This window comes from Paraburkholderia sp. FW306-02-B (genome assembly GCF_058782725.1).
The window spans coordinates 1,084,633-1,107,249 of record NZ_JBYSXZ010000002.1; the positions used below are offsets into that span (position 1 = coordinate 1,084,633).

The window sequence follows — 22,617 nt, forward strand, 5'->3', positions numbered from 1 at the left end:
GCAGCCGCCGGCCACAAGCGGCCGATCACGTTCGTGTAACGATTGACCATTGATTGGGGGATTGTGTTGAAAAAGTCTTGTTTTGGATCAGGGCGCTGGAGTTGGCACGACGTTATCGAGTTGTGACGATCGGCGAAGCGGTGAACTTGGGCGAGGCAACGATCCTCATTTCTCGTCATGCAACTGCCTGGTTCATCTGCTTGCTTCCTGACATGAACCGCTTGGCCATTCTTCGCAGGTTTTGCGCAGTCGCTGCCATCAGGAACTCATCATGAGCACCGCTTGGACCTCGCAGTCGCAAACGGTCCAGTTTCAGGATGCGTTTGAGATGGGCAAAGAGCATTTCCACCTTCTTTCGCTCACGGCAAGATCGCTTGTATTCAGGCGTCTTCGCAATACGCCTCGTTTCGTCACGCGCAGCTTCATGGATGCTGCGGGCGATCTTGCGGAATGGTGTATTCGGACAGCAGCGATCCTTCATCGAACAGCTCTCGCAGTCGAGCTGACTTGCCCGATAGATGATCGTGTCAGCCTTCGTGACGCGCGAGCGCGGATTCGTGAATTTGCGCCGATCACTGCGTAGTGCGTGCCCGGTGGGACAGCGATATTCATTGGCCAGTTCATCCCATAGGAACTCGCTGCTGGACAATGTATTGTCCTTGCGCGTCGTTTTATCCCAGACCGGAACATGTGGTGCAATCTCCTTCTCTTCGATCATCCAGGCAAGCATCGCTGCCGAGCCATACGCGGTGTCGCCTGCAAGACGTCGAGGTTTGAGATCATGCCGCCGCTCAACGCGGTCAATCATCGTCCTGGTTGATTCCACTTCGTGCGAACGGTTCGCGGGCGTCGCCTCGACGTCAACGATGATCCCTGCCTGCAGGTCAATCAGATAATTGGTCGAGTAGGCGAAGAACGGCAAGCCACCCTTGGCCGCTGTCCAGCTCGCGGCGGGATCCGTCAGAGATATCCTCTTTGGAGGGGGCAATGTCTCTGCCATCTCCGCCGCTTCGGTGCCCGCTGGATTCGCTTCTTCCAATGCTTCCAGATACTCGCGCACTGCACGGCTTTGTCCCTTGACGCAACCCCAGTCGATGGGCCCGGAACCCGGAACACCGCGTGCAGAGCTCACGTCGGCTCTGATGATGCTTGCGTCAATCGCGAATCCTTCACCCTTTACGAGCCCTTCGGACATGCACCGACCCAGCACCGACTCGAACACATGGCGTAGTACATCGCTATCGCGGAAGCGACCGTGGCGGTTCTTGGAGAATGTCGAGTGTTCGGGTACGGCGTCCTCCAGGCCCAGGCGACAGAACCATCGATACGCCAGGTTCAGATGTACCTCTTCGCATAGCCTGCGCTCGGACCGGATGCCGAAACAGTAGCCGACGATCAACATGCGGATCATGAGCTCCGGATCAATCGATGGCCGCCCCATCGGACTGTAGAACGGCGCGAGATGCTGGCGTAGATCGCGCAGATCAAGGAAGTGATCGATGCCTCTCAACAGGTGTTCGCGAGGGACGTGATTATCGAGGTTAAACGAGTAGAAGAGTTTGTCCTGTCCGCGGCCCAGTTGACCCATCATGACGAATCACTCCCGTCGATCAATGTCTTCCAGGATACCGAACATTCCGAACCACGGGCGACTTTTTCAACACAATCTGGGGCAAACCGGCCATTCGAATTTTGCATCCTGATTCGAATGGCCGTCGGTACAGTAGGCGGTTTTTTCCACCGTCTAATGGTCGCGCGATGCCAACCTTCGTCCGGAACTTATCGGCCCGACGCAGACTTGCGGTCACCGAAAAAATGGACGTACTACTACACGTCTGTCGCGGGCACGGTCGCTGACATTCCAATCGTCTCGGGACTGGAATGCGCCAGTACGTAGTTCACCAGGGCCTTCAGCTTGGCAGGCTGCTGCCGCCTGCTCGGGTAGTACAGGTAGAACCCGGGAAAAGTCGGTGAGAAGCTGCTCAAGACGCGTTTCAACTTCCTGGCGCGGATGTGAGGAAGCGCGAGCTGCTCGAACGTGTACGCCAGTGCAATCCCATCCAGCGCAGCCTCAACCGAGAACAACGAGTCGCTGATCGTGAGATTGCCGCTGATCTCGTACTCGACGATACGGCCGTCCACCTCGAGCTCCCATTTGTGAATGGCCCCGCTGCCTGAGAACCTGAACCGCACACAGTTGTGGTGTACCAGATCGGACGGGTGACGTGGAACGGGATGCTGCTTGAAGTAGTCGGGCGATCCAACGATGGATACGGCGACCGGGCCACCGAGTGGCAGAGCGATCATATCCTTCTGGACACTCTCTCCCATTCGAACGCCGGCGTCGAATCCTCTTTCGACGATGTCCACGTAGCCCTCGTCGTTCGTCAGCTCCACGTGGACGTCCGGATAGGCCTTCAGGAACCCGGCCAGCAGCGGCTGGAGGACCATGGCGGTCGAGATTCGCGCTGCGTTGATGCGCAGAACGCCTGATGGCCGGCCCTGAAGTTCATGAAGTTGTTCTCCGGCTTCGAGCACATCGCTCAGTGCCGGCCCGATTCGGGACAGATATGCCGCTCCCGCCTCAGTGAGGCTGACGCTGCGGGTGTTCCGGTTCAGAAGCCTGGCTCCGAGCCGGGCCTCCAGGTGGCGGATCGCCTGACTGAGCGCCGAGGGCGAGACCTCGAGCGCTGCCGCGGCCGCAGAGAACCCACGGTGCTCTGCGACCTTCCAGAACGCGAGCAGTCCATCGAGCTGGTTGAGTCTCATGTCTTGAAGAATATCTTCAAACGGTATTCAGTACTAGGGTGTTTTTCTTCTTAATCGATCTGCCTAGAGTGAAGGGCATTGAAAAGGAACGGAAGGAGTTCGAGCATGAGCAAGGTCTGGTTTATCACGGGTGCAGGCAGCGGTATCGGCGCCGGTACGGCCAAGGCCGCGTTGAAGGCCGGTGATCGCGTCGTCGCCACAGGCAGGAACCTGGAGAAAGTGCGAAATGTCTTGCGCGACGTGGCCGGCGAGAACCTCGAGGTTCTCCAGCTGGACGTCTCCGATGAGGCGCAGGCAACGACCGTTGTCGACCAGGCGCTGGAAAAGTTCGGTCGCATCGACGTGGTCGTGAACAGTGCCGGCTACAGCCTGCTAGGCAATTTCGAGGAATTGGAAACGCAGGACATTCAACGCCTGTTCGCGACCAACTTCTGGGGCGTGAGCAACGTGATGCGGGCAGCGCTGCCGGTCATGCGCAAGCAGCGCTCCGGGAACATCATCAACATCAGCTCCGTGGCAGGCGCTGTCGGCTTGATGCACTGCGGCGCCTACAGTGCGAGCAAGTTCGCCGTGGAGGGCCTTTCGCTTGCCGTGGCCGAGGAGGTTGGAAAGTTCGGGATCAAAATCGCGGTGGTCGAGCCAGGATTCTTCCGCACGGACCTGCTGGACGCAGCCAACGCCAGGTGGCCGAGCAGGCGCATCGCCGATTACGCAGCGGCCGAGGTCAGCGCCGAGGCGATGTGGTCTCCATACGCGGGCAAGCAACCGGGCGATCCCGACAAGCTCGGCCAGGTCCTGGTAAAGCTCACTGGTATGGACACTCCGCCCCGCGTGTTCGTGGCCGGAAGCGATGCACTGGCGGTGGTCGGGCCGGCTGTAGAGGCTCGACTGAAGGCAGTTCACGCGTTTGAGGATCTTTCGAAGTCGACAGACGGCAGCTTCTGATCACGAGACGAGTTGGTTACACCCCGGAACACCCAATTTGTGGAGGACTGACCCATCATGAGCATGCTCAACGTCAACGGCCGTCAGTACACGGTCGACGCCGCCCCGGACACGCCCATCCTCTGGGCCCTGCGCGATACGCTGGGCATGACCGGCACCAAGTTCGGCTGCGGCGCGGCGTTGTGCGGCGCCTGCACCGTGCACCTGGACGGGGAGGCCATCCGCTCCTGCATCACGCCGATCTCGGCGGCCGAGGGAAAGCAGATCACCACCATCGAAGCCGCAACCGATGGCAGCGACAAGGTCGGCACCGCGGTGCATGCAGCGTGGGTCAATCATGACGTAGCGCAGTGCGGCTACTGCCAAAGCGGCCAGATCATGAACGCCACGGCGTTTCTGAAGTCGCTGCCTCGTGGCAAGCAGCCCAGCGCCACCGAGATCGACTCGGCCATGGCCGGCAACATTTGCCGCTGTGGCACCTACGCCCGCATCCGCGCCGCGGTGGCCGACGCCGCCAGGGCTCTCGCTTGAAGGAAACGCCATGTTGCCCAATTTCGACTACAGCGAAATGCCGCGCGCCCTGCAGCGCCTGCTGACCCGGGGCCAAGCCGACGAAGCCGCCACGCTGCCGCGCCGCAGCTTCCTGAAGCTGGCGGGTGTTGGCGGCCTGGCGCTTGGCGTCTTTCCCTATCTGGCGATCGGACAAACCAACGGCACCGGCCAGGCGGCCAGTGCCCTGAAGCCGACGCAACAGCCATCGGCCTTCGTGCAGATCTCCCCGAACGGCGAGGTCACGGTGACCGTCAACCGGCTGGAGTTCGGCCAGGGTGTGCAGACTGCGTTGCCGATGATCCTGGCCGAGGAACTCGATGCGGACTGGAATCTGGTGCGCAGCCACCATGGCTCGAACGACGCTGCTTACGTTGATCCGCTCTTCGGCATTCACCTCACCGGCGGTTCCCATTCGGTCAAGAACAGCTTCACGCAGTACCGCGAGCTTGGCGCGCGTGCCCGGGCGATGCTGCTGTCCGCGGCGGCAGCGCGCTGGAACGTGGGCGTGGCCACGCTACGCACGCAGGCCGGGACCGTGCTGGGCCCCGGCGGTCAGAAGCTGAGCTACGGCGAACTGGCCGAGGCCGCCATGGCCCTGCCCGTGCCCGAGAAGGTCACGCTGAAGAACCCCAAGGACTTCCGCATCATCGGCCGCCCCACCACGCGCCTCGATGCGCGGGCCAAGAGCAGTGGACGTCAGGACTTCGGCATCGATACACACCTGCCCGGTCAGCTCACCGCCGTGGTGGCGCATCCGCCCGTGTTCGGCGCGCGACTGACCACGGTGGACGACAGCGCCGCGCGCGCCATCAAGGGAGTGAAGGCCGTGTTGCGCGTTCCGCTGGACCGCGGTGGCGAAGGGATGGCCGTGTTGGCCGACGGCTATTGGCCGGCGAAGCAGGGACGCGATGCGCTGAAGCTTCAGTGGGACACGGCCTCGGTAGAGAAGGTGAACAGCGAACAGTTGCTGGCCCAGTACGGCGAGCTGGCCGCTCGCCCCGGCCCACGCCAGTTCGACGCCGATATGGCACCGCTGGCCACTGCCCCGCACGAGCTGAAAGCCGAGTTCGTGTTCCCCTACCTGGCCCACGCGCCGATGGAGCCGCTGAACTGCACTGTCCAGCTATCGGACGGGCGCGCCGATCTGTGGGTCGGCACCCAGTGTCCAGGTCTGGACGGTGTCGCGGCCTCGCGCGCGCTGGGTCTCAAGCCCGAGCAGGTGAAGATGCACGTGCAGATGGCGGGCGGCGGCTTTGGCCGGCGTTTCGTGGGCACGAGCGACTACGTGGTCGAGGCCTGCGAAGTCGCCAGGGCCGCTCGCGCCGCTGGCCTGAACGTGCCGGTGCGTACGCTCTGGAGCCGCGAGGACGACATCAAGGGCGGCTACTATCGCCCGATGCATCTGCACCGCGCACGCATCGGTTTCGACGAGCGCGGCAACGTGCTGGCCTGGGACCACGTCATCGTCGGGCAGTCCATTACCTCGGGCACGGTGTTCGGGGAATTCCAGGTGAAGAACGGTATCGACGCCACCGCGACGGAGGGCATGCGTGATCCCTACCCGCTGCCGATGCGCTTGACCGTGCACCATCCCAGGCCCAACGTGCCCGTGCTGTGGTGGCGCAGCGTGGGTTCCACCCACACCGCCTACGTGATGCAGACCTTGCTCGACGATATCGCGCGCGCCACCAGGCAGGACCCGGTGGCATACCGCATGCGCCTGTTCGGCGACAAGCATCCGCGCCACCGCGCTGCGCTGCAACTGGCGGTGGACAGGAGCGGCTATGGCAAGAAGCAGTTGCCTCGCGGCCGCGCCTGGGGCGTGGCCGTGCACGAGTCCTTCGACTCGGTGGTGGCCTATGTGGTGGAGGCCTCGGTGCAAGAGGGGCATCCGGTGCTGCATCGCGTCACCGGCGGGGTGCATTGCAACCTGGCCGTGAACCCGCGCAGTGTCGAGGCCCAAGTGCAGGGCGCGGCGGTCATGGGGCTGTCGATGTGTCTGCCTGGCGCCGCCATCACATTGAAGGACGGTGAAGTGCAGCAGAGCAACTTCGGCGACTTCACCGTGGCCCGCATCACCGACATACCGGAGTTCGATGTCCACATCGTGCCCAGCGCCGATGCACCCACCGGCATGGGTGAGCCCGGCCTGCCACCGCTGGCGCCGGCGTTTGCCAACGCCATCGCACGGCTGACCGGCAAGCCGCAGCGCCAGTTGCCGTTCAACCTGGCCTGACCCGACACAGTCAGCGGCGGATATCCGCCCAGATGGAAGCATGATTCACGATATGTATCTGATGCGGGTTAAAACGCCTGCCGGGCCACTATCCCTGGCGAGCAGGCCTTTACCACCAAGGCAGAGACGCGCTGCAAACTATGGAATTAATTTCTCGTATTTTGGGTCTTTAAAGGTAGTAATTTGCAAGCAAAGCTCGGACTGTGATCGGGCAACATGATTGCACCTGCAGCCGATTCACGGAGTTCCTTTTTTACGGAACAATCGGCACCAAAGGCCGGGCGCCCGCATCGCCAATTCGGAGAGACGATATGAAGGATCGCGTAGATGAATCAGTCAGTGCCCGCTACCGTTCGGTGTTTCGACCGGGCCTGTTTGATGGAAAAGTTGTGATGGTAACCGGTGCCGGAAGTGGCCTTGGTCGCTGCACGGCGCACGAGCTTACCTCGCTGGGCGCGACGCTGATCATGGTCGGACGGAATCCGGACAAATTGACTGCGGTTCGTGACGAGCTTAACGTGGACTATCCGGAAAGTGCGGACCGAATCGGCTTATATGCTTGCGATATTCGCGATGAAGCCAGCGTGAAACAGACGGTTGCGGCGGCTCTCGCGGACTTCGGTCACATCGATGGCCTGTTTAATTGTGCCGGTGGACAATTCCCAGCAAAGCTGGAAAAAATCTCACTGAATGGCTGGGACGCTGTAGTGCGTAACAATTTGCACGGGACATTCCTCATGTCGCGCGAGTGCTTTACCCAATGGATGGCGGGTCACGGTGGTGCGATCGTGAATATGCTCGCGGATATTTGGGGGGGCATGCCCGGCATGGGACATTCAGGAGCTGCGCGGGCAGGTGTCTGGAACTTGACCGAAACGGCTGCCTGTGAATGGGGGCATGCCGGCGTTCGGGTGAACGCCGTGGCGCCGGGGTGGATCGCTTCCGCAGGCATGGACAGCTATAACGAGGAATACCAGGCGTTGCTTCGCCAACTGAAGCACAAAGTGCCGCTTCAACGTTTTGGTACCGAATCTGAGCTTGCGAGCGCTGCTGTTTTCCTACTCTCGGAGGCCTCGGCCTTCATTAACGGTACAGTGATCCGCGTGGACGGCGGGGTTCCCAACGCCCGACATTCCTGGCCGCTCGCCAACGCTGAGCGAATCACCGAATATAACGGGTTCCCTCGCTACGAACCGCCTAAAGGGCTCCAGGACTAGCACAGAGGTACTTTGATGGTTGGGGGCGGAGATGAAGCTAGAAGGACAGACGTACGAGAGTGTTACAGCGGACTTTGCTTGGAATATCCCTGCAAACTACAACATCGGTGTGGACACCTGCGACAAGTGGGCCGACGGTAGCGGGCGCGTTGCCCTCATTTATGAGGACCATGATGGGAAGGCGACGAAGTATTCGTTCGATCAGCTGAAATCGCTGTCGGACCGTTTTGCAAATTCGCTTCTGCGTCATGGTGCGCGCCGTGGTGACAGGGTCGCGATTTTCCTTCCTCAGTCTGCTGAAACGGCGATAGCGCATCTGGCTGTGTACAAAGCGGGCATGATTGCGGTTCCACTCTTTGCCTTATTCGGCGTCGATGCTATTGAGCACCGCTTGGGCGACAGCGGCACCGTCGCGCTAATTACCGATCTTTCAGGCATCGAGAAATTACGGGACATCCGACAGTCGCTGCCAGAACTGCAAAGCATTTATAACGTCGACGGTGGGGAGGCGGAAACTCAAGCAGGGATTTATTCGTTCTGGGGCGAGTTGCAAGCTGCGTCCGGTGATTTCACGCCCGTCGAAACGACGGCCGATGACCCCGCCGTCATTATTTATACGTCTGGAACTACCGGAAAATCTAAAGGGGCGCTTCATGCGCATCGGGTGCTGCTGGGACATCTTCCGGGCGTCGAGCTTTCACAGCAAGGATTTCCGACCGACGCGACCTTGATGTGGACCCCTGCTGATTGGGCCTGGATTGGGGGTCTCTTTGATGTCCTGCTCCCGGCGTGGCATCACGGCGTCCCGGTGCTCGCGAGGCGATTTGCGAAATTTGATGGGGAGGCGGCATTCGATCTGATGGAGCGTCACGGTGTATCGCATACGTTTCTTCCGCCGACAGCTTTGAAGATGATGCGTACTGTGGAGCGGCCGGAACGCTGGTCGTTGTCGCTTAAATCCGTTGCAAGTGGTGGTGAAACTCTAGGCGAGGAGCTGATCGAGTGGGGTAGGAACACGCTGGGTGTGACAATCAACGAGTTCTACGGTCAGACCGAGTGCAACGTCGTTCTCTCCTCTTGCGCTGCCCTCTACGAGCCACACATTGGTGCAATCGGTCGGTGCGTGCCGGGGCATCGCGTTAAGATCGTTGATGATGCGGGACAGGAGCAGCCACCCGGAACGATCGGGAATATCGGCGTCGAGAGCCCTGACCCTGTCATGTTCCTGGGCTACTGGCAACATGAAGCAGCGACCCGCGAGAAGTATCGGGGCCGGTATCTCGTCACGGGAGATCTGGCGACCTGCGATCAGGATGGTTTCTTTCGCTTCGTCGGCCGCGACGACGACGTTATAACGAGCGCAGGATACCGCATCGGACCCGGAGCAATTGAGGACTCTTTACTGCGCCACCCTGCTGTCTATATGGCTGCGGTTATTGGGGCGCCCGATAGTGCGCGCACCGAGATCGTGATGGCGTTTATCGTCCTCAACCCAGGGTTTGTCGGTGATGAAAATCTGGCGCGAGATATCCAGCAACATGTGAAAACCCGGCTTGCTGCTCACGAGTATCCTCGCGAAATTCGCTTCGTTGAAACCTTGCCAATGACCGCCACCGGTAAGGTAATTCGGAAGGAATTGCGTCTGCAAGTTGTCAGCGAAAATGGGACTTAGTGGTCCAGCGTACTCTCTGTTCCGAGCAGTCGAAACATCTACGTACAGAGGAAATCATCGAGCTAAAAAGGCCGCCTACAAACGCTTTCCTCGCTCAGCGTTTTACTGGCGCTCAAAGATTTGATGGGAGACGTCATAGAGACTTGACCGCTCGCGTAGCTGTCACGCGGTAGCTCGGGGAGCGGTCCTCGGGCACATCGCACACGTTGAAAACGCCTGTAGGCAACGCTCCGGTCGAGCGGATAAGCGCCTTGATTCCAACGGCCGGAGTCCGACCATCACCAGCCGCATGACGCTGACCGAGTGGTGACACGCCGTCAGATCGCGCGAGCGCGCAGGTTGGCATTTTCACGCCGGGCTATGAAATGCCATTTGCCGGACATCCGGCGCTCGGCACGGCACACGTGGTGCGAGACGTCGTCCAGACCGGCGACAGCCTCACGCTCGAGTTCAAGGCGGGGGTCATACCGGTAAGCGCGTACCAGCACGTGTGGACGTTCGCGGCGCCCTATGCAGGCAAGCCGAAAACAGCAGCCAGTACCTTGGCCGACGGGAGCAAGATTTCGCGATTGATGGCTGGAGGCGCGGGGGTAGTTATGCGGTCGATCAGCGTCGAGGCTTGATGACGACATCGAGTTTCCGCTGAATGGACAGCCGTAGGGTCGTTAAGGGTGTGCGCCGCGAAAAGGTGGCGCTTTCCGGCAGATGTGAACCCCGTCCAGCAATCGCGCGAGCCGGAAGCAACCGTATGCGACGTCAACCGTAAGTCGATGAAGTCGAATGGCCAGCTTGAGCGTAGCTGAACACCTCTTGCGGCTGGACTTACGCCGGACGTGTCTGACGGCGCTCGACCAGAAACGTCCGTTCGACAGCAACGCCTCGATCGTCGACAATTTCGGAATATGATGCAAACGTTTATGCGCACCCGTAGCGTATTTTCTGTTTCTCGGGTGGTTATAGCGATGTCCCGCGGACATTACCAGGAACGGAAACGGGAACAAGCGTCGTAAAGCGGTTTCCTTGCCGGCTATTACAAGCCTTTCTGGTCAGCGGGTTGCCATACTAACTTTGAAAATGGGCCGACCAGATTCGGGCGCCAGTCCTCTCGTGCAGGCCGGCGAAGGGTGGCAGAAACGCGTCGTCCCATCTATTGCAAAACTTTCCATTGGGAGCCAACCGTGATCAGCGTACCAGTCGAGGCCACAGCGCCGGGCGATACGGCTGTGTTTGTGGCGCGTCAACCGATCATGGATCGGGCTGGTCGCGTTGTCGCGTACGAACTTCTGTTCAGGGATGGACCCACCGGGGTGGCCCGGATAAATGACGACCTGCGCTCTACGACAGCGGTGGTGGAGCGTGCAGTGGGTTCGATCGGTCTCGAGCGGCTGGTCGGGAACAAGGCGGCGTTTCTTAACTGCCCACATGATTTTCTGTTCTCGGACTACCCCGATGTGCTGCCGGCGTCGCGTTTCGTTCTGGAGATCCTGGAGTCGGTCGAACCGAGTTCGGTCCTCTCGCGACGATGCAGTGAGTTACGTGGCGCGGGCTTCCAGCTGGCACTGGACGACGTTCGGACCATGACCGACGACATCCGGCGGTTCCTTCCGTCCGTCGACATCGTCAAGATCGACTGGCTGTTCGTGGATCGCGCGGAGTTACCGGAGCTGGTCAGCCAGTTCAAACGGGCGGGAAAGGTCGTGCTCGCTGAGAAGGTTGAGTACGCAGAGGATGCGGAACTTGCACGGCAGCTGGGTTGTGATTTGCTGCAGGGCTATTATTTCGCGAAGCCGCAGATTCTTTCCGGTAAGCGCTCGATGCCCCCGGTGAAGGCCATCTTTCATGTGTTCGACCTGGTCGGCAGCGATGCCCCCCTGGGTAGTATTGCCCGGGCGTTGAAAGAGACACCCATGCTGGTAGCCCAACTGTTGCGGCTTGCAAACAGCAGTGAACAGCCTAACGGCAAAACGGAGCGCATTTCATCGCTGAAGCAGGCCCTTTCGATAGCCGGCAGCCGCAGGCTGCTGCATTGGTGCGGACTGCTGCTTTACGCTAACCGGGACGGGCTTCCGGTCGAGGAGGATCCGCTCGCATTGCTCGCACAGCGACGGGCACATTTTATGGAAGAGGCGATCGACGCGATGGCGGACGGACCGCCTTCGCTGGTGGCCACCGCATATCTTACGGGCATGCTGTCGCTTCTACATGTCGCTTGTCACATGGAGCTTCGCGCCTTTGTCGATGAGTTACCCGTTTCTGATTCCATCCGCGAGGCCATCCTGAACGGCGGCGGCGTACTCGGCGAGTTGCTGTCGATTGCCGCGCTGCTTGAACGGGGCGACGCGGACGCGGCGACTTTGAGGCTTCAACGGCTGGTGGTCTCTCCCGAAAAGCTTCAGAAGATCATCGAGTGTTATTGACATGCATTGACATGATTCGCTAAGGGACCGAAGCAACAACGCTTTCTTGCATGGCATGGCCCAGTACTAGCAGGTCAGCTTCAGGCGAAGGCGAACAAACAGGATTGAAAGTCATGAACGACAAGCGAGATGTAGCGCCAGACAGCACCGCAGCGCGAGTCGCCTTGTGGCGCGCTCTGCATGTCGAGGCCGACTCCCCGCCGCACGTGCTGGAAGACGACATCGGCCTCAAGCTGCTCGCCCCGGACAAGGACTGGCGCGGCCGCGGGGACATGGACCCGCAGTTCACGCGGCCCTTTCGCGCCTCAATCGTGGCTCGCGCTCGCTTCATTGAGGACCTGGTCGTGGAACAGGCCGGCCGCGGGCTTGGTCAGTATGTCATCCTCGGCGCCGGCCTTGACAGCTTCGCACAGCGGAGGCCGGAGATCGCGTCGCGCCTCAGCGTGTTCGAGATCGACCAGCCAGGTCCTCAGGCATGGAAGCGTCAGCGTCTGGTCGAGCTCGGCTTCGGCGTCCCGGACTGGCTACGCTTCGTGCCGGTCGATTTCGAGGCGGGGGGGAGTTGGCGGGACGGGCTCGTGACTGCCGGCTTCGATGACAGCAAGCCGGCAATCGTGGTCTCCACGGGCGTCAGCATGTATCTCACCAGGGATGCGAACGCGGCCACGCTGCGCCAGGTCGCGGCCCTCGCCCCAGGATCGACGCTCGCCATGACGTTCCTGCTCCCGCTGGCGCTGGCGGACCCCGAGGTACGTCCCGGGCTCGAGATGGCGGAGAAGGGCGCGCGAGCAAGCGGGACACCGTTCCTCAGCTTCTTCACCCCGCCGGAGATCCTGGCGCTGGCCCACGAAGCCGGCTTTAGAGATGCGCGGCACGTCTCGGCGGCCGATCTTACCCGGCGCTACTTCGCGGGCAGGACAGATGATCTGCGCCCGCCAAACAATGCGGAGGAACTGCTGGTAGCAACTACATAGCTGCCCGCATACTTTCCGACCGACATGACCGCACGACACACGTGAGAAAAAGCTATAGCTTCATGTTTTTGTACTTTTGGGTACTTTCGCTCGAGTACCCGCAGGCGCATTCTTCTTCAACGTGCTCTGGTTGTAATCAATCGCGGCACGGACGAGATTTTTTAGAGCACGCTCATTGATCTTGTCACCCTCGAAAAAATCGATCGCTCGTCTCGCGTTGCCTTCGAGGCCCGCGTTGAAGAGCTTGTCAGGATCTGGAAGACTCGCCCCTTGGGCAAAGGTAAGCTTCACCTTCCCTTTGTGAGCGTTGGCGACCGCGATCATTCCGTCGCGAGACCACACTGGGCTTCCCATCCACTTCCATTCCTCGATTATCTCCCGGTCGGCCTCGAGGATGTTCTTGCGGATGCTGGCGAACGTTTTGCCACGCCAGTCGGTGATTTCTGCGATCAGCTGGTCAATCCGTTCCGATGGATTCATTGGATCTTTTTGCATTGAATTCTGATCTCGTTTCATGCGACCACAATGTGGTGAGGGCGGGCGCCGTTTCGGCAGGGCCTAGATTACTACCGGGATATGTGTGCGGCAAGCAGGAACGTGGAGCGGCACAATGCTCGTCGTCACAGGAGCGACCGGCTATGTGGGGGCGCGCCGTTTGATGCGGTTGAACGGGACGTATGCCTGACAGGGCTCAGGCATACGTCATTGCCGGTCGCGTGATGCGAGGCCGGTCAGAACGCGTGACGCATGCCCACCGTGACTGCCACTTGCGTGTTCGTCGACGACGGCGAAAGCGTGTTGATCATGGCATGCGAGAGCACGGAGTCTGCAGGCGCACCATGCACGTTCTGATAGACACCTTCAAGATAGAAGTCGGTGCGCTTGCTGAGCGCGTAATCGGTCTGGAGCATCGCCGTATTCCATCCCGGCGACGAGCCGTTATATGCGCCATGCGTGTAGGTGTATTCGCCCGACACGCTCAACGCCGGCGTGATCGCGTACTTCGCGTTCACTTCGTAGTTGTCGAGACGGAGTGAGCCGCCAAGGGTTCCAGCGGAAGAGTCGTTGGCACCGAGGTAAGTGCCGGTGCCGAAGGAGAACACGCCCGACGTGTTGTCCATCTGGGTATGGCTCCAGACCAATCCGACGGTAGCCGGCCCGAAGGTGTAGTTACCGCCAAGCGACCAGATACGCTGGCGTTGTGCAAGGAAGTTCGCGCTGGTATCGCCTTGGGTCACGGCGCCGCCCCCGCTGCCTGCGTTGTTGAATTGCAGGTATCCGGCAGCGAGATTGACAGGACCCTCCGAGTACGAAACGCCGAAGCCGTATGAGCGGTTGTTCGCGAAGCTGCCTGCCTTGTTGCTGAAGGCATACATCGTTTCGAAAGTGACGCCGTGGTAAGCCGGGCTCGCGTACTTGACGGTATTGTTGACAACGACCGAGTCCGCAGCAAGGTTGTCGTTTTCGAACGGATGCGCGGCCATGTTGCCGCCCCACGTGTTGGACCCTGCCGTGAGCGGTCCGACGAGGTCGTTCATCACGTCGAACTGGCGGCCGAACGTCAAGGTGCCGTATGGATCGCTTTGCAATCCGACCCATGCCTGAGAGCCGAAGCCATCGCCGGAGAACGCCTGGGTGCCGTTATTCAGAAGGAATCCTTGCTCCAGCTTGAAGACCGCGTGCAAACCACCGCCAAGATCCTCCGAACCCTTGAGGCCGAAGACCGTGTTCTGTGTCGAGCTGGTCACTTCCTGCCAGTTGCTATGTCCGAGCTGATTGTTCGTGTAGACCAGGCCCGTATCGATGAGACCGTAGAGTGTCACGCTGCTTTCCGCGTGCACCGAAATAGTAAAGGCTCCGGAGAGCGCGATCGCGAGTAAAGACTTTTTCATACTTGTTGGCTCCATGATTTAGCGGTGATTGAGGGAATCAATTGCTCTATCGACCAGCGCCATAAAGGGGCATGTAATGTTTTTGCAATCCTTTGCCACGCTAATTGCGAAAACTTTAGAACTCGTTTGTTGATTATTGCGTGCAACGCAATTCCAATGGCCCCAATGGGGAATGCTGGTTTACAGCGTGGTTTTCAAATCGGCGAACTGGACGCGTTATAGCCAGTGCGGACGAAAACGAACCCTCCGATGATATGGCGTCGAAAATAAATAGCGCGTCAAAAAAATAAAGACGGCGGGGCACCGCGTGAAGGCCGTAAGCCGGCGATCAAGGTCGTGGGCACGGACGGCTCGTCGGATGCGCGTATGCAATTAATGGGGTTTGCAGCAACACGCAGCGCCGAAGGCGCTCGTCGACGCCGGACAGTGAAAGGCAGTCATGCAGTAACGCAATGGCAGACCGATATTGGCCTATTTCACAGGTGAACTAGCGATTGATATTGTGTTTATGTGGCTGCGCGAAAACCTGCGGAACATCTCCGCCAGGCATTCGCGCAGCAGTGACCGACTCCATTGCCGGCTGCAGCGTAGCACTCCGTAGCATCCGGTTGCAGAAGGTGGGGCGGTCGACTTCAAGTGGAGAACACCTCGATGAACCGCATTCCCCTCCGGCCGGCGAACGCTGCGCCGCCCGCACCGGTCTACCGTGGCCTGACGGCAAGCTCGCAGCCGATTATCTGCTGAGCAAGCGTACGGACGTGTATGGATCCGCGGGCTGGGGACATGCGTTTGGTTCGAACGGTGCGGGCAACGCGCAGGCTGTCATCGGTCCGTCGGATATCGATTCAGGAAAGAGCACGCTTATTGTTACTCCCCAAGCTGTCAGACCGCAAAGTCGACGAGGCGCCCCTTTACTGCGCGAGCCGTTTCAGTCGTTCGACCCGTCGCAGCCGTTCCACTTGTCAAACTCGAAGGCGAGAAGCGAATACCCGGCCGCCCACCGAGCTATCTGGGCATCGCGCAGTATGTGCGTGTGGGACCTGGTTGAGCCAGAGACGCGCGTCCAGATCCGGGAACAGCCTGTTTGCGCCGCTTTACGCGTCGTTCGCGGCCGCCTGCTCCTCGCGCGCGTACTGCGTCGGCGGCCGGCCAACGTGCCGCGTGAAGGCAACGCTGAAGGTGCTGGCGGAGCTATAGCCGACGCGCTCCGCGATCTCGGCGACACGGCCTTTGTTACGGCGCAGCAGATCCTTCGCGAGTGCCATGCGCCAGGTGAGCAGATATTCCATCGGCGCGACGCCGACCGCGCGGCTGAAGCGCTCGAAGAAGGTCGAGCGCGAGAGCGCGGCCTCCTTCGCGAGCTCGGCGACGGTCCACGCGTGCGTCGGGCGTGCGTGCATCCCGCGGATCGCGGCCGCGAGGCGGCAGTCGGCGAGCCCGCTCACGAGACCCGGTGACGCGTTCGTTCTTCCTGCCGTGGAACGCAGCGCCTCGATGAGCAGCACTTCCAGCAGCCGTGAGAGCACGACTTCGCGCGCGGGCCGCTGCTCGCGTGATTCCTCTCGCACGAGTTGCACGAGCGTGGCCAGCCGCTGTTCGCCGCGGACATGCATGATTTGCGGCAGCAGCGAGACCAGCAGGGGCGCATCCGGCGAACCGAAGCTGCAGTGACCCGCCATCATCCGCGCGTCGATCGGATTGCCCGGGGGGCCGATTCTGAATTCACCGTTGCCCAGCGCGACGGGCGCCGGCGTTTCCAGGCCCGGCGGCGGCTCGAGGCTGGACAACGCGACGCCGTAGGCCGCGGGAATCAGGACGAAGTCACCCGACTGGAGTTCGATGGGCTCGTGTCCGTCGATTGCGATGCGGCACCCGCCCTCGAGGATCACGCAATAGAACGGCTGGCCGGCATTCGAACGACCGGTGCGCCAGGGGCTCGCGCCGAGGACGAGTTTCGAGAACCGGGCACCCGGCTGCAGCAGCGCCACCACCTCGGCCAACGGATCGATCATCGCCGGACTCCTGCAAATGAAATTCGGATTATTGATTGTAGCAAGTACGGCCTCGGAGACCTATCGTAGGAGCTCACGCAAACCACCTCACAGGAATTCCCATGCAAACCGTCCTGATCACCGGCTGCTCTTCCGGTTTCGGCCTCGAGATCGCCCGCTACTTCCTGGCCCGCGACTGGCAGGTCGTCGCCACGATGCGCACGCCGCGCGCCGACGTGCTGCCGCCGTCAGTCCGCCTGCGCGTGCTGGCGCTCGACGTCACGAATCCGGAGAGCATTCGCGAGGCGGTCGAGGTCGCGGGCCCGATCGACGTCCTCGTGAACAACGCGGGCTTCGGCGCGGCTTCCCCGGCCGAACTCGTCCCGCTCGCGACGGTGCGCGAGCTCTTCGAGACCAACACCTTCGGCACGATCGCATTGACGCAAGCGGTGCTGCCCCAGTTCCGGCAGCGCAAGGCCGGCGTCGTCGTGAACGTCACGTCGAGCGTGACGTTGAAGGCACTGCCCCTGCTCGCCGCGTACCGTGCGAGCAAGGTGGCGGTGAATGCATTCACCGAATCGATGGCGCTGGAACTCGAGCAGTTCGGCGTGCGGGCACACCTGGTGCTGCCGGGCCGTGCGCCCGACACCCGCTTCGGCGAGAACGCGCGCGCCCACATACACGGCTTTGACCACGAAACCTATGCCGATCTCGTCAAGGAGGTCGTCGCACGGCTGGGGGATACGTCTTCCCCGATTACCCACGCACAGGACGTCGCCGAAGCGGTGTGGCGCGCGGCGACCGACCCGTCATCGCCGATGCGCATCCCGGCCGGCGCCGACGCCGAAGCATGGGCGGCCGAGGTTCGCTGATCGACTGGCGCCACCGCCCTGAATTTCAGGGCCACGCTATAACGCAATACAACATGGAGATTGCCATGCAGGACAAACCCATCGCTCTGGTCACCGGGGCGAATCAAGGAATCGGCCTTCAGATCGCAAAAGATCTCGTGGCGCACGGTTTCACTGTGCTGGTCGGGTCGCGCAATCTCGAGCGCGGCGAGGCTGCGGCGACGGAGGTGGGGTCGGACGCACGCGCGCTTCAGCTCGACGTGACGGATCAGGCTTCGATCGCTGCTGCGGCGGAGCGCATCCGCAAGGAGTTCGGTCGCCTTGATGTGCTCATCAACAACGCGGCGATCTCGAATACGAACAAGCAGCCCGGCCAGTCCGTCGAGGAGTACGCGAGGACGACCCGCCCGAGCAACGTGTCCCTCGACGAAATGCGCGCGGTGTGGGACACCAACGTGTTTGGCGTCCTCGCCGTTTACCAGGCGATGCTGCTGCTCCTGCGCAAGGCGCCGGCAGCCCGCATCGTCAACGTGTCGAGCGGCGTTGGGTCGCTGACAACGAACTCGGACCTGGCTTTCGCCTACCGCGCGATCTTCGGCCCAGTCTACCCGGCGTCCAAGACGGCTCTCAACGCTTTGACGGTCGCCATGGCGATCGAACTGGAGCCGGAGGGGATCAAGGTCAATGCTGTCTCTCCGGGCTTTACCAGGACGAACCTCAACGGATATGCGGGCACGGAGACTGTCGAGGAGGGCGCGCGCGAGGCGGTGCGCGTCGCGCTGCTGGGCCCGGACAGCCCGACAGGGACGTTCACGCGCTGGGAAAACAAAACGATTCCGTGGTGATGTAGTCTCGAGCGCGTGATCGAAGGGGGCGATGGATTGGGCCGGGGCGAATGCAAATGATGCGCTGGGAGGCGCAGGGTCGGCGGAGCGCTGCCTGGTTGCGATCTTCCAGTGTGGAAACCGCTGAACAACTGATCTTGCGTTTCCTGGATGGACGTCTGTCTGAGAATCCACATCTTGACGGCTGTTCGCCTAAACCATCGGTCACTGCGTTGCGTTTAGCCGTCATCGGATTGATGTCGGCCAAGCGGCCACTCGGCAAATTCGATGAGGTGACCGGCAGTTGCGCCTCGGAAGCAGCCGTTGCTGTGGCGCGAGTTCGAACGGCGGTTCAGGGTCGAGGGCCGTCAGTGCCGACGGCCGCAGCCCGGCCAGACGCAACCGGTGGGCCGGAGACGAAGCTGTTCTGCCGAGTGCGGCTTGAATATGCCGCTTTTTTTCCGGGTACCCGCGTGGCCAGGTCATCTTTCACCGGCACTTCGATAGCATTCGAACTCTCATTCCGGCCTGTTGAAGACGCCCGCTTCGAGATCTTTCGTGAAATGCTGTAGCCAATCGCTTTCGTCGCCGATCACGTATTCCTTCGTGACTTGCGTCGATAGCCGGACTATCGTGACGTAGCCCTGTAGACCAAGGTTCTCGTCACCTTTCGGGTCCGTCGTATCTGTTTCCAGAAGAGCGAAATCGCCTTCTGCCAAACCACTGCGCTCCAGGGTCGCTAGAAAGTCTTTGTGTTCATCCGGTTCGATCAGCCGCATGTTCGGCCCCCTTGTGTTCAACGGAGACGTCGTGGAGTCCTATCGTGATGGGGACCGACGACACCCGCTCAAGTGTGGAAATCTGCGCACCGCACCCATGAGGTACGCGTCGTAATCGCCCCCGTATCGGTGCTGCCAGGAAGCAAGCGTCACTATTGCTTGCCGTTCTATCGCTTGGCCCCTTTCATGCTTTCCGACTCCATGGCTGCATTCCGTTCCTCGCTCGCCTCGATGGGTTCCATCGCTTCGTCAACCGACGCCATTGCGCGCTCGGCGGCAGCTTTCGTTTCGTCTGCCGGGGCATCGAATTCGTCGTTGCCGTCACCTGGGGGCTGCAGCATGTCTTTGAGCATCGCGTTCAGTTCAGACGTATCCCACGGCAGCCCACGCTGCCTTCGGACCTTTATGTAGTGTCTTACTTCCGCGTCCTGTTCCGCGGTAAGCGGCAGCCCTCGGAAGGTGCTCGTAGGGTCAGAGTTTGTCATGGCTTTCTCCTGCTTCGATTGCTCTTTCAGTGTAGCCCCATTGCAACCACGAAAGCCGCACTAGCAGGGCGCTTGTGCCCGCTCTTGAAAGGGATCGGATGCTGTGGCAACGACAGGCAACAGACGGCCAGGAGCGGACAGTCAACATAGACCCATAGTGAACGCATCCCGCATGGACAGACAGGTAGTTCGTGCCGTTCCTGTCAGCATCCTGGATGTAGTAGTGGGTACGGGTGAAAGCCGGATAGGTTTGTGCCACGATTTGCAAAACAATTCGTACGGAATTAAGCAGGAGAGAGCGGCCGCTTGCCTTCTCGATGCGGTGCACCGAGACAAAATTCGACCACGGCCCCTCTAATTTGCTCTAACTCACCTATCCTGTTTAAGGACGCTTGGGGCTGAGCCCGTGGCGCCAAAACACCTGCGAGGATGACCATGAATAACAGCAACAACCTTTTCGCAGTTTCCGCTTTGCTGCTGATCGCGGCATTCGCATTGTCTACCGGGAACGCAGCCGCGCAGGACGCCAGGAGCGTCGCCGGCACTTATACCCTCGTCTCGGCCGCGCAGTTCGGCGACAATCCGCGCGGCCAGCTGATCCTGGGACCGGACGGCCACTATTCCATCATCCTCGCACGCGCGACGCTGCCGAAAGTCGCCGCGGGTACGCGAGTCAAAGGGACCGCAGAGGAAAATAAGGCGATCGTAGGCGGCAGCATCGCGCATTTCGGCAAGTACACGGTGGACGCGAACGACAAAACCATTACATTCAATGTCGAGGTCGGCACATTCCCGAATTACGACGGCAGTACGTTCAAGCGGGCGTTCAAGGTTTCCGGGGATCAACTGACCTATACCGTCAACGCACCATCGAGCGGCGGTGGCCAGGGTGACGTAGTCTGGGCGCGCGTCAAGTAGCATTGCGCTGAAGCGCGTTCGTTGTTGCGTGCCGCAGCCCCGAGCAAGTGGGGCTGGTTTTTATCGATCAGCCCTTTCTGGCTGACGGGCACTTAGCATGCCGATAGTGTTGCTAATTAAAGGTTCTAGGCTCGGATTGATTTCGCATTGCGGGATTATTCGAGCCCTTATCCCGCGGAGGAATCCTGTGGATATGAAGCGGACGCCGCAGGCAAACACCTGCGGCATCAACGTCGCCAAATCTACGTGATGGGCATTCCCGGCCGCCAGGAATTCGCGGTGCCAACCCCGTCCTCTGCGAGCGACCCGGCGTGGAGCCCCCTGCTGAACTGACGTCGCTGCCGCCTCTTACGATTTCAATTGCGCCAGCGTGCCCGCGATGTCGCCCATACCCCAGTGCTCCGCGATCTTTCCGTCGGCGACACGAAAGATGTCGCAGGACGTGAACCGCAATTTCTTTCCGGTCGGCGCGATACCGAAATACACGCCCTGATGCGTGCCCTCGTAGACGAAGCTGGCCGCGAACATATCCCCATTGCCCACCATCACCTCGATCGACACGGCGAGGTCGGGCATTCCTTTGAGGCGGCTTGCAAAGTACGCCACCGCCGCATCCTTTGGTCGCGTGCCGACTGGAGGAGGCGGCAAGGCGGCAGTTCTCTGGTGATTGACGAAATCGTCTGCGTACAGCGCCGCGAACGCGTCGATATCATGCGCGCTCAAAGTCCCGGCGAATTGCTCGGCGAGAGTCTTTACCATCAGGTCTGGCGCGGCCAGCGACGGCGTCATGACCGAGAATCCGGCACCGGAAATCACCAGGCCGCGCATCATGTTTCGCCTGTCCATGAGCACTCCTTTTCAAGAGTCATGGAGTTCGAGCGTATTCGCCCATTCACGCAGAGTCAAGAATTGTCGACAGCATCAGATGAGCCGCGTTCTCCGGCGTTGGTGCATCGAGGCGATGGCTCCCCGGTAGGATGGTGGTCCACGAAACATGGCGCGCTGGCAATACCGGACAAATTCAACGCTGAACGCCGACACCATATCGAAGTCCAGGTCGCCGCCGTCCTGCATCGTCCGCCGCATCACATGCGTTCATCCAGGCCAGCCCGCGATGGTATGTACCTACACCGCGCCAAATCCGACGCGGCGGGCGATCTTCGAGTTCGACAGGCTAATCCGCAGCATCTACACGTTGCGCTACCGTCGTCGCATCCTGAACGGCAGCTTCGGAGCAGGCGAGTGTCGCTTCCGGGTCGACCTGAGACAGTCGTCATCCGGCTCAATGCGGCCAATCTCAGTCGTTCGACCGCGCATCAATGTGGACATTTGAGCGTCACCTGCGCTCAGACAACGGCCAATCGCGCATGGCGAAGCGAAGATGATGGTTCGATCGCATACAATGCGTATACCGTACATCTGAAGTGAGTGAGACGACGTGACAGCATCTTCCCTGACAACCCCGGAAAAACTGGGGGAACTGGCCTATCAGACTTTGCGGCGAATGATCCTCGACAAGGCATTACGAAGCGGCGGCGCTGTCGTTGAAGGGCGGCTGGCCGAGGAGCTCAACATTTCCCGCACGCCCATGCGCGAAGCATTGCTGCGGCTTGAAGGCGAGGGGCTGTTGACGCGCGCCGGGGCCCGCTCTTATTCGGTGCGCTTCGTCAGCGCGCAGGAATATTTACAGGCAATGAAGGTGCGCGAACTGCTCGAAGCGGAGGCCGTCGGCCTTGCCATCGGCAAGATCGACAAAAAGCAGATCCAGCAACTGATAAAGAAGATCAAAGCTTTGCGCAGTGGGCAGCAGGAGCAGGAACACTGGCAGATCGACGATCAGGTGCACACGATGATGGCACATGCAAGCGGCAATGAAGTGCTCGCGCGGATGATCGAAGTTGTGCGCACGAACAGCCGGCTGTTCGAACTCACGACGCCTTTCAATCGAATCGAGGAAGATCGTGCCGAGCACCTTGCGATCCTCGAAGCGTACGCTGCCGACGACACAGATGCTGCACGCGCCGCCGTTCGCACGCACCTACAGAACCTGCGCCGTTTCGTGCTTAACCGTCTGAGTGAAGGCAGCGGTCCCTGA

Annotated in this window: 19 protein-coding genes and 2 pseudogenes; 13 read left to right on the plus strand and 8 right to left on the minus strand. The window is 60.6% G+C overall.

Translation table 11 applies throughout. The features are described 5' to 3' along the window. Window positions 1-175: 175 nt before the first annotated feature. Both AC3WOG_RS25900 and AC3WOG_RS25905 read right to left on the minus strand, forming a co-directional pair. Window positions 176-1,591 carry an IS1182 family transposase gene (locus tag AC3WOG_RS25900; protein ID WP_492576091.1) on the minus strand — a complete coding sequence of 472 codons (1,416 nt, stop codon included), beginning with the start codon at window positions 1,589-1,591 and terminating at the stop codon, window positions 176-178. 236 nt (window positions 1,592-1,827) lie between these two features. Further along, window positions 1,828-2,769 (minus strand): LysR family transcriptional regulator, encoded by a 942-nt coding sequence (locus tag AC3WOG_RS25905; protein ID WP_492580730.1) that lies wholly within the window; start codon window positions 2,767-2,769, stop codon window positions 1,828-1,830. A gap of 105 nt (window positions 2,770-2,874) precedes the next feature. Here AC3WOG_RS25905 and AC3WOG_RS25910 point away from each other — a divergent pair, with 105 nt between their 5' ends. From AC3WOG_RS25910 to AC3WOG_RS25950, 9 genes and pseudogenes are all read left to right on the plus strand, one after another. Continuing rightward, window positions 2,875-3,714, plus strand: coding sequence for an SDR family oxidoreductase (locus AC3WOG_RS25910; protein WP_492580731.1), 840 nt, complete (start codon window positions 2,875-2,877; stop codon window positions 3,712-3,714). A 57-nt stretch (window positions 3,715-3,771) separates the two neighbouring features. Then, complete coding sequence (locus tag AC3WOG_RS25915) at window positions 3,772-4,245, plus strand: (2Fe-2S)-binding protein (protein ID WP_492580732.1); 474 nt, start codon at window positions 3,772-3,774, stop codon at window positions 4,243-4,245. Between the two features lie 10 nt (window positions 4,246-4,255). After that, window positions 4,256-6,502: a xanthine dehydrogenase family protein molybdopterin-binding subunit gene (locus AC3WOG_RS25920; protein ID WP_492580733.1), complete on the plus strand. Its 2,247-nt coding sequence runs from the start codon at window positions 4,256-4,258 to the stop codon at window positions 6,500-6,502. Next, window positions 6,477-6,652, plus strand: a pseudogene (locus AC3WOG_RS25925) (ABC transporter substrate-binding protein); the annotation flags it as partial. The gene AC3WOG_RS25920 and the pseudogene AC3WOG_RS25925, both read left to right, overlap by 26 nt. Before the next feature lie 161 nt (window positions 6,653-6,813). Beyond that, window positions 6,814-7,719 (plus strand): SDR family oxidoreductase, encoded by a 906-nt coding sequence (locus AC3WOG_RS25930; RefSeq protein WP_492580734.1) that lies wholly within the window; start codon window positions 6,814-6,816, stop codon window positions 7,717-7,719. A 31-nt stretch (window positions 7,720-7,750) separates the two neighbouring features. Continuing rightward, a complete protein-coding gene (locus AC3WOG_RS25935; RefSeq protein WP_492580735.1) occupies window positions 7,751-9,391 on the plus strand; it encodes an acyl-CoA synthetase in 1,641 nt (546 codons plus the stop codon). A 314-nt stretch (window positions 9,392-9,705) separates the two neighbouring features. Further along, window positions 9,706-9,963, plus strand: a pseudogene (locus AC3WOG_RS25940) (PhzF family phenazine biosynthesis protein); the annotation flags it as partial. Between the two features lie 606 nt (window positions 9,964-10,569). Beyond that, window positions 10,570-11,808: an EAL and HDOD domain-containing protein gene (locus AC3WOG_RS25945; RefSeq protein WP_492580736.1), complete on the plus strand. Its 1,239-nt coding sequence runs from the start codon at window positions 10,570-10,572 to the stop codon at window positions 11,806-11,808. Window positions 11,809-11,921: 113 nt separating this feature from the next. Further along, a complete protein-coding gene (locus AC3WOG_RS25950; protein ID WP_492580737.1) occupies window positions 11,922-12,782 on the plus strand; it encodes a class I SAM-dependent methyltransferase in 861 nt (286 codons plus the stop codon). A gap of 60 nt (window positions 12,783-12,842) precedes the next feature. On the opposite strand, the gene AC3WOG_RS25955 is transcribed toward AC3WOG_RS25950, so the two are convergent. The 3 genes from AC3WOG_RS25955 to AC3WOG_RS25965 form a co-directional block, all read right to left on the minus strand. After that, window positions 12,843-13,262 (minus strand): DUF1801 domain-containing protein, encoded by a 420-nt coding sequence (locus tag AC3WOG_RS25955; protein ID WP_492582452.1) that lies wholly within the window; start codon window positions 13,260-13,262, stop codon window positions 12,843-12,845. 251 nt (window positions 13,263-13,513) lie between these two features. Further along, on the minus strand, window positions 13,514-14,674 hold the full coding sequence (locus tag AC3WOG_RS25960; RefSeq protein ID WP_492580738.1) for a porin: 1,161 nt from the start codon (window positions 14,672-14,674) through the stop codon (window positions 13,514-13,516). 1,094 nt (window positions 14,675-15,768) lie between these two features. Beyond that, complete coding sequence (locus AC3WOG_RS25965) at window positions 15,769-16,686, minus strand: AraC family transcriptional regulator (protein ID WP_492580739.1); 918 nt, start codon at window positions 16,684-16,686, stop codon at window positions 15,769-15,771. A 101-nt stretch (window positions 16,687-16,787) separates the two neighbouring features. Between AC3WOG_RS25965 and AC3WOG_RS25970 the strand changes: the two genes are divergently transcribed. Next, entirely contained in the window at window positions 16,788-17,537 is a 750-nt protein-coding gene (locus AC3WOG_RS25970; RefSeq protein ID WP_492580740.1) for an SDR family oxidoreductase, read from the plus strand. A 65-nt stretch (window positions 17,538-17,602) separates the two neighbouring features. Then, on the plus strand, window positions 17,603-18,361 hold the full coding sequence (locus tag AC3WOG_RS25975) for an SDR family oxidoreductase (protein WP_492580741.1): 759 nt from the start codon (window positions 17,603-17,605) through the stop codon (window positions 18,359-18,361). 497 nt (window positions 18,362-18,858) lie between these two features. Here AC3WOG_RS25975 and AC3WOG_RS25980 read toward each other — a convergent pair whose 3' ends face one another. Beyond that, window positions 18,859-19,119 (minus strand): transcriptional regulator, encoded by a 261-nt coding sequence (locus tag AC3WOG_RS25980; RefSeq protein WP_492580742.1) that lies wholly within the window; start codon window positions 19,117-19,119, stop codon window positions 18,859-18,861. 167 nt (window positions 19,120-19,286) lie between these two features. Further along, the gene (locus AC3WOG_RS25985; protein WP_492580743.1) at window positions 19,287-19,604 is read right to left on the minus strand and encodes a hypothetical protein; all 318 of its coding nucleotides are present in this window, start codon (window positions 19,602-19,604) and stop codon (window positions 19,287-19,289) included. A gap of 435 nt (window positions 19,605-20,039) precedes the next feature. On the opposite strand from AC3WOG_RS25985, the gene AC3WOG_RS25990 reads away from it, so the two are divergent. After that, the gene (locus AC3WOG_RS25990; protein WP_492580744.1) at window positions 20,040-20,522 is read left to right on the plus strand and encodes a lipocalin-like domain-containing protein; all 483 of its coding nucleotides are present in this window, start codon (window positions 20,040-20,042) and stop codon (window positions 20,520-20,522) included. 348 nt (window positions 20,523-20,870) lie between these two features. On the opposite strand, the gene AC3WOG_RS25995 is transcribed toward AC3WOG_RS25990, so the two are convergent. Next, window positions 20,871-21,368, minus strand: a complete 498-nt coding sequence (locus tag AC3WOG_RS25995) for an ester cyclase (RefSeq protein WP_492580745.1) — start codon at window positions 21,366-21,368, stop codon at window positions 20,871-20,873. Between the two features lie 658 nt (window positions 21,369-22,026). Here AC3WOG_RS25995 and AC3WOG_RS26000 point away from each other — a divergent pair. Next, window positions 22,027-22,617 carry a GntR family transcriptional regulator gene (locus AC3WOG_RS26000; RefSeq protein ID WP_492580746.1) on the plus strand — a complete coding sequence of 197 codons (591 nt, stop codon included), beginning with the start codon at window positions 22,027-22,029 and terminating at the stop codon, window positions 22,615-22,617.